Below are 7,957 nucleotides of genomic sequence, written 5' to 3'. Positions count from 1 at the left end.
CAAACGCTTTTGAAGTCACAAAGCGAGTTTGAGGCATCGGCCCATCAACGGCATCAACCAACAGCAATACCGAGTCAACCATCGATAATACACGCTCTACTTCGCCACCGAAGTCAGCGTGCCCAGGTGTGTCAACGATATTGATATGATAGTCATTCCATTGAATGGCTGTATTTTTTGCCAGAATGGTAATACCGCGCTCTTTTTCCTGGTCATTGGAGTCCATGATACGCTCAGAACCTTCGTCCCGACGTTCGAGTGTACCCGATTGGCTTAACAACTTATCTACAAGCGTCGTTTTACCATGATCAACGTGAGCAATGATGGCAATATTTCTTAATTTCTCTATCACAATACGGGTACCTGTTATCCTGAAAAGACTAAATCCAAGACTTAAATTAAAAGTAACTGAATATAAATTGGACGCGAATTATACAGAAAGAACGTCATATTAAAATGCAGTAAACAAATATTTTACATTTTAGTTTTTTACTGTCGCACCATTTTATTGCACTAAACAGCATGAAGCACCGCTATGGTGCGCATTACATCGTAAAAATCCACTGATACTCCCTTCCAGCCACCTATTTTCAAGCACTTACAAATAATCAAAATTGGCAAACATATTGCACACTGACATAGAAAAACTAATGTCAACAAATAATTGGGGAATAATGAAGATAGTTCTGCTATCCTTCATTTTTTCCTCTTCCAGGCTGCCCAGCAAAGGCGTCTGACAACTTGGACGGTACTTGAAATATAAATAGTATTTGAAAAGTTTGTTTAGACTGGTTAGGCCGGACACCTGCTGCGAAAATCGCTAGGCACTGCGCATGTCGCAACTTGAGTGTGACAATTTAGTGCAGTGCTCGGCACTTGAAATAACATGAAACAAACCTTTGTTTCGAATACGTCCAAAAATGGAGAAATTAGAATGTCAGAGAAAACTCTCGGCCTAATCAAAGAAAACGAAGTCACATGGGTCGACCTTCGCTTCACAGATACTCGCGGTAAAGAACAACACGTAAGCATTCCATCTTCTGAAGTTGACGAAGACTTCTTCGAAGAAGGCAAAATGTTTGACGGTTCATCAATTGCTGGCTGGAAAGGCATCAACGAATCAGACATGATCCTTATGCCTGAAGACGCTACAGCAGTACTTGACCCGTTCACAGAAGAAAGCACTTTGATCCTTCGTTGTAACATCGTTGAGCCTTCAACTATGCAAGGCTACGAGCGCGACCCACGCTCTGTTGCGATCCGTGCTGAAGAATACTTGAAGTCTACAGGTATCGCTGACTCTGCATTGTTTGGTCCAGAGCCAGAATTCTTCGTATTTGATGACGTTAAGTGGAAAGCCGACATGAACGGCGCTATGTACGAAATCAACTCTGAAGAAGCTGCTTGGGGTAGCCACGCAGAATTCGAAGGCGGTAACATTGGTCACCGTCCAGGCGTTAAAGGCGGTTACTTCCCAGTACCACCAGTTGACTCTCTACACGACCTTCGTGCAGCAATGTGTGCAGCGATGGAAGCAATGGGTCTAGTAATCGAAGTACACCACCACGAAGTTGGTACTGCTGGTCAGTGTGAAATCGGTGTTGGCGCTAATACACTAGTAAACAAGGCTGATGAAGTTCAGATCCTTAAGTATTGTGTACACAACGTTGCTCACGCTTACGGCAAGACTGCGACATTTATGCCTAAGCCAGTAGTTGGCGATAACGGTTCTGGCATGCACGTTCACATGTCTCTTGCAAAAGATGGCGTTAACGTTATGGCTGGTGACGGCTATGCTGGTCTATCTGATGAGTGCCTATACTACATCGGCGGTATCATTAAGCACGCTAAGACTTTGAACGCTTTCACTAACGCTTCTACTAACTCATACAAGCGTTTGGTTCCAGGCTTCGAAGCACCAGTTATGTTGGCATACTCTGCACGTAACCGTTCTGCTTCTATCCGTATTCCATACGTAAATAGCCCGAAAGCACGTCGTCTGGAAGCTCGCTTCCCAGATCCAACGGCTAACCCATACCTAGCGTTCTCTGCGCTACTAATGGCTGGCCTTGACGGCATCCAGAACAAGATCCACCCTGGCGACCCAGCTGATAAAGATCTATATGACCTTCCTGCTGAAGAAGCTGCTGAGATCCCAACAGTTGCTGCTACGCTAGAAGAAGCACTAAACGCTCTAGAAGCAGATCACGAATTCCTAACTAAGGGTGATGTTTTCACTGAAGACATGATCCAGGGTTTCATCGATCTTAAGCGTGAAGAAGTTGAGCTATTGAACATGACAACTCACCCAGTTGAGTTTGAATTGTACTACTCTCTATAAGTACGATGTTCTATAAGCTATCATCACAGATAGCCTAACCTGCGCATGTAGGTTCAGAATAAAAGCCCGTTAATGGCAACATTAGCGGGCTTTTTACATTTGATCACAAAATCCGCCCGCCATAATCTAGACAAACACTCATAATACTCTTAGTGTATTAACTCACTGTATTAATTGTACAACCGGAGTGCATTCATGTCGGCTCAGCCTAGCCTGTTAGTATCAACCCGCCTTTTTTCTAGCCAAGTGCTTGAACAGGCTCATGGGCAAACTACAAACACCGACATTAACAAGACAAGTCCGGACGTACATCCATCCATACTACTTAATGACATATTCCCTCCACGAGAAGCTTCGCTGAACCTTGAACAGCTCGACACAGCATCGAACCAAGCACTGCAAGCCAAGGCGACACTCAAGAAGCTGGAACATGAGCTATCGAACGCAAACGAGCAACAGTTAAACGATATTGCCACCCTACAAGACAGCATCATTAACGACGAAGATTTTGATTTCTCTCTACTCCCCTCCACTGCAGCCGGGTACGAAGAAAGCCCCACCCAGCTTAACGGAGAATTTTCCAGCCCACCTGGCGAGAGTTTTTCCAGCAATGCGTATGTAGAAACAAGTACCGCCAACTCAGCGAAGCAAAGCAAATACGAAGTAGCCAGTTTAGACGAACAAAATAGTGAACAAGTCAGCACTTCAACTGCCATACTGCCTCACACAGAAGCAGAGATAGATCATTCCAGCAAATCCCTTGGAACTCTGCACCGAAGCACTACTGAAGACATTCACTTTGAAGTAAGCGGCCAAGTTGATACACACTATGAATTTGACGAAACCAGTCATGAAACAGCTTATGGCCAAATCAATTACAACAGCGACGGCAGCTGGCAATACACGCTAGACAACAACACTTCGAAAATTCAAGAACTGGGGGCAAACGACTCCCTTATCGACAGCATCGACCTAATCAGCAAAAGTGGCGACAAATTTACCCTCAATATCACCATACATGGGATTAACGACAGCGCAACAATCTCTGGCGACAAGAGCGCTGAAGTTTCAGCACTAAGTAACTATAGCCCTGGTGAAAGACCCGAAACGATCAGCGGCACGCTTACTGTTAAAGACCTCGACCAAGATGAAGCCCAAATGCTGGCTGAAGACATGGTTGAAGGCGCATACGGCTTTGTAAGTATTTCCGCTAGTGGCGAATGGACTTATTCGCTCAATAGTGAGTCAGACGCAGTAAAAAGCCTTCATCAAAACGACACTTTGCATGACCTAATCCCGCTAAAAAGCGTGGACGGTACTAATCAACTTCTCAAGATCACTATTTTTGGCGCCGATGACAAGCCTTTTTTAAGCGGTGACAACTCTGAAACGATCGACTTAGCCACTTCAACTTATGCCGAGCAGAAGCTAAACATCGATGATCCTGACTTTGGTCAGTCTCACTTTATAGCAGCCGAAGACATTGCCACACGCTCTAACTATGGCACTGGTAGCATTGATGAACACGGCAACTGGCGATACGAACTAAATACTAACAACCCGAAAGTCATCTCTTTGGGTGAGAAGGAACGCTTGTTTGACACATTTGTTGTCGAAAGTGTTGATGGCACGACACAAACAGTCATTATAAAGATTGAAGGAAGTGATCAGCCACTCTTTGCCAACAACAGCTCCAGCAAGCCAGAGACCCTAGAGTTAAATCAAGTTCTACATGATGACACAGAGAACGACCTAGAAAGCGTATTCGGAAAGGCTAACTCTAGCCATCAGTCCACGGGCGAGACCCTAGACAATGCCAATACAAGTGCAAGCGAGATTTTACAGCAAATTACTCAGCAAAATCTTCAAGACAACAACCTCATTACTTAAGAGAGTTGAAACTCTAGGCACTGTAAAGTGTAAACGCAGCACTCGAACTGACTTATTGAAAAACAGATTGCGACCAGAGCATGGCTTAGTCGTGCAGACACCAGAAGAAAACCTTGGTACCAAGTATGAATTTGGTCGAATAGTATGCTTTAACGGACGTTGAAACGATTTGAACTTCCAGAACTTCCTGGGTTACCTTATTCTAAAATTCATCCCCCAAGGAATGCTCACCACAGTAGTCATCCTCGCGTAGGCGGGGATCCATTGTTTTTGACCGAAAACTTATTAATTCGATTACTTCTGTAGCTTCAAATGCTGCCTATTAATCAAGACACTGGATTCCCGCCTACGCAGGAATGACTGGTTTTTTTTTGGGGGGGGGCTTGAGCGTCAACTTAGCGAACTTTCAAGGCTTTGATATTTTGTTTGGTCATGTCGCGCTCTGTATTACAAGCTGTAAAATCGGGTTTGAGCCGATACATATAAAGCTAGAGCGTATCGCCCTCCGATAATATAGACACATTCACCTGGCCCAATTTTTCTCTCAGCTTTTCTCTATCAACAAGCTTAGCCTGTACTGCGCTAGGCAGTTCGGTAAACAAAATAATACCTTTCTGCACCAGCAAGGAGATGAGGTCTTCCGTCACTCTGGCCAAGTCAGCATCGCTATCCTGTAACGCTAAAAATAAAGCCTCCTTTTCTTGCTGATCCATCATCATGCCCTTTCGTCCAGGAACTTAGTTACTTTAGGGGATATCGTAATATTTTGAGACAAGTGATCCAGCAAACTACCCTGCAGGTACAACAGCTCATACTTAATCAAATACAAGTCATATCGCGCCTCACTACTTAAACGCTTAGCATTTAATAGTTCATTCTCGGCATCCAGCAGATCAATCAAGCTTCGCTGGCCAATATCAAACTGCTTAATGTAGGCTCGCTTGGTGTTTTCTGCCGATTCTGCATAATCCTGAAGTAAGGCGTAACGAGTCGATAAACTCTGGTAACGATGCCAAGCCTGCTCAGCCGCTAAGCTTAACTCACGCTGCGCATCTTCCATGCGATACACTGCCCGCTTAACACGCAGAGCAGCCTTATTCTTAGCCGCTGAGTCTCGCCCACCGTTGAATAAGTCATATTGCATACGCAGCATCACAAAAGCATCATTATTTCGCCCTTTAACACCATCAAGGTTATCATTCCAACTCGCACCAGATTCCAGATAAATCGAAGGTAAATTAGTAGACTTCGCTGCCGAACGCTCAGCCTTGCTCGCTCGAAGCGCTCGCGCTTCAGATAATAACTGAGGATTCTGTGAGGACACCTCTTCCAATAGCTGTTCCAGCGAATTTGGCATCGATAACAAGCCTGGACTAAAAGCCAAAGATAAAGCAGGCCTTGAGCCTACAACTCGAAAATAAGCCGCCTCAGCCGCTCTAAGCTTAGCCTTTGCTGCCTCGACATTTGCCAAAGATAAAGATAAACGCGCACTGACCTGACTTACCTTGGCTCGGTCATCTTTTCCCAAACGAGCTCTCATACCCACGTCTTTCGCAATCCGTTCATGAGTTTGCAGGTTCGCAATATGATCCTCAAGAGCAAAGTTCGCACGCATAACATCCAAATGCGCCTGCACAGCATCATAGGCTAGCGTTTCTGCCTGAGAGCGCATCGCTAGACGTCGTGCCTGCCCCATCTCTACGCCGCTTTCACGCTGCCAATGAGTTTGAAAGCCATCAAATAACATTTGCCTTAAGGCAAGTGAAGCTTCTCGGCGCTCCATTTGTTCAGAGCCACTTCCCGTCAATGACCTTGTCGAAGTGTTATTACTATGCTCACGCCCGACACCTAGAGATAAAACAAGCTTAGGTAGAAACGCAGACTCCCGTTCCTCGATGTCCGCCATCTGAGCATACAACTCGCTGACCATTGCTTTAAGTTGCGGATGACTGGCTAAGGTTAAGCTCACGCTCTCCTGAATGCCACGAACTGCCGAAGCTTTCTTAGACAGCCCTGGCTCATCTATAGTGTTCGAGAAACTTGAATCTAGCTCTTGGGAAAAAACAGGGGCCACGCTAAAACAGCCTGTGACAGCTAAGCACAAGAACAAGCGCGAAAGAAACTGCATTTTATTATTGCCTCTACGTTAACAACCAAACTGGTTGCTACTTATTATTATCTATCCGTAGATAAAACCCTGAAAAGTTGCATAGTGAGCAAGTCAAAACTTACTGTTCGGTCAGCGCAACCTGCCGGGCTTTTAATATTGGTTTCAAGAGATACGTCAGCAAGGTTTTCTTCCCTGTCAGAATATCTACTTGGGCAATCATACCAGGAATAACCGGAAGGAGCTTGTCTCCGAACTTCAAGTTATTATCTCGCGTCTTGACGCGTACCAGGTAGAAGCTATCACCTTGTTCATTTGTACTGGAATCAGCACTAATATGAACCAGCTCAGCTTCGAGCCCTCCATAAACCGTGAAATCATATGCGGTGAATTTTACCATTGCTTTCTGTCCAGGGTACAGTCGTGCAATATCGGCAGGGCGGACTTTTGTCTCAATTAGCAAAGCATCCTCCATCGGGACAACACTCACCAAATCCATTCCCGGCTGAATAACCCCACCCAAGGTGGTCACCATAAGCTCTTTAACGATACCATTAACAGGCGATCGAACCTGGGTTCGGTCAACCCTATCCTCCAATACATCGTGACCTTGAGACATCTGAGCCAGCTCTGCTAACACATCATTTAATTCAAGACGAGACTCAGACCTAAAGTCCAACTCTAACTGAGCTCTACGATTTGTCAGCTCTTTGATAGACGATTCAATTTGCGGCAACTTCAGCTCAATATCTGAGGCTCTCCCCTTGGCCTCCAAGACACTCTTTTCAGACCTGATCAGCTCCACCTCAGAGACAACCCCTTGCTCAAACAAAGGCTCCAATATTGCCAACTCCTTTTTCACCAGCAACTCCTGCGCTCTAGACTGACGAAGCTGACCTTGAAGCTGATCCAATAATTGGTGTTTCTGCTGAATTTGCTGACTTATTATTACTTTGGAGGCTCTTAACTGTTCAAGCCTTTGAGTAAAAAGCGCTTGCTGCTCTCTCACTAAAGCCTGGTCATCACGAACCAGAGATTCAGAAAAAGAAAGCTCTCCGCCTTGCGCTTCGGCTCGCAGCCTTTCTGAGCGAGCCTGAAGCACTCGCACTACCTGTTCACGCTCCCGAAAACGGGAAGCAAGCTGCTTATCATCCAGTTTTAATAAAACCTGACCGGCTTCGACTTCCTCACCTTCCTCCACCAATAATTCCGAGAGAATGCCACCCTCAAGATTCTGGACCAACTGCAATTGCTTCGAAGGGATAACCTTACCTACACCACGAACCAACTCATCCACCTCTGCATAAGCAGTCCAGCAGATAAATGAAAAAGAGATCAAAATTATAAGCCACAGCAAGCGTCGTGACTTTATGACATTACCATGATCATTTAAGGCTTGAGTGATAGGGGTTGAACGGAACTCAGTCATTGGAAACACCTCCCTTTCCATGACCTTGTTTATCATTGTGAGCACTTTGGCTCCCTGCCTGAATCAAGCCTCGCTTGAGCGCATCCAAAACACTTTCCTTTGGCCCATCAGCAACAATTTTTCCTTGATCCATCACGATAATTCGGTCCACCAGGGCCAGCAAAGAAGCCCGGTGCGTGCTAAGTAGCAG

The 7,957-nt window shown here is 45.4% G+C and carries 7 protein-coding genes; 2 read left to right on the top strand and 5 right to left on the bottom strand.

Annotated features, from left to right (window positions below):
* On the bottom strand, positions 1–352 hold a 352-nt coding region (locus A3761_RS14185), incomplete at its 3' end, for a GTP-binding protein (RefSeq protein ID WP_156491853.1).
* A gap of 582 nt (positions 353–934) precedes the next feature.
* Here A3761_RS14185 and glnA point away from each other — a divergent pair.
* Together glnA and A3761_RS14175 are read left to right on the top strand one after the other, a co-directional pair.
* Positions 935–2,341 carry a glutamate--ammonia ligase gene (gene glnA / locus A3761_RS14180; protein WP_068553266.1) on the top strand — a complete coding sequence of 469 codons (1,407 nt, stop codon included), beginning with the start codon at positions 935–937 and terminating at the stop codon, positions 2,339–2,341.
* Between the two features lie 195 nt (positions 2,342–2,536).
* On the top strand, positions 2,537–4,231 hold the full coding sequence (locus A3761_RS14175) for a VCBS domain-containing protein (RefSeq protein WP_068553267.1): 1,695 nt from the start codon (positions 2,537–2,539) through the stop codon (positions 4,229–4,231).
* Positions 4,232–4,719: 488 nt separating this feature from the next.
* Here the strand turns inward: A3761_RS14175 and A3761_RS14170 are convergent, their stop codons facing one another.
* From A3761_RS14170 to A3761_RS27740, 4 genes are all read right to left on the bottom strand, one after another.
* A complete protein-coding gene (locus A3761_RS14170; protein WP_156490360.1) occupies positions 4,720–4,950 on the bottom strand; it encodes a hypothetical protein in 231 nt (76 codons plus the stop codon).
* Positions 4,947–6,305 (bottom strand): TolC family outer membrane protein, encoded by a 1,359-nt coding sequence (locus A3761_RS14165; RefSeq protein WP_197469718.1) that lies wholly within the window; start codon positions 6,303–6,305, stop codon positions 4,947–4,949. Before A3761_RS14165 ends, A3761_RS14170 begins: the two co-directional genes overlap by 4 nt.
* Positions 6,306–6,459: 154 nt before the next feature.
* Positions 6,460–7,767: an HlyD family type I secretion periplasmic adaptor subunit gene (locus A3761_RS14160; RefSeq protein ID WP_197469720.1), complete on the bottom strand. Its 1,308-nt coding sequence runs from the start codon at positions 7,765–7,767 to the stop codon at positions 6,460–6,462.
* On the bottom strand, positions 7,760–7,957 hold a 198-nt coding region (locus tag A3761_RS27740; RefSeq protein WP_197472832.1), incomplete at its 5' end, for a hypothetical protein. The genes A3761_RS27740 and A3761_RS14160, both read right to left, overlap by 8 nt.

Source organism: Oleiphilus sp. HI0123, assembly GCF_001635315.1.
The sequence above is the reverse complement of the archived record's forward strand: the minus strand, read 5'-3'. Positions and strand labels throughout refer to the sequence as shown.

What these genes read in the sequence shown, in the direction of transcription:
- glnA (WP_068553266.1), top strand. Translation starts at nt 935, where the DNA reads ATGTCAGAGAAAACTCTCGGCCTAATCAAAGAAAACGAAGTCACATGG.
- A3761_RS14160 (WP_197469720.1), bottom strand. Translation starts at nt 7,767, where the DNA reads ATGACTGAGTTCCGTTCAACCCCTATCACTCAAGCCTTAAATGATCAT.
- A3761_RS14170 (WP_156490360.1), bottom strand. Translation starts at nt 4,950, where the DNA reads ATGATGATGGATCAGCAAGAAAAGGAGGCTTTATTTTTAGCGTTACAG.
- A3761_RS14175 (WP_068553267.1), top strand. Translation starts at nt 2,537, where the DNA reads ATGTCGGCTCAGCCTAGCCTGTTAGTATCAACCCGCCTTTTTTCTAGC.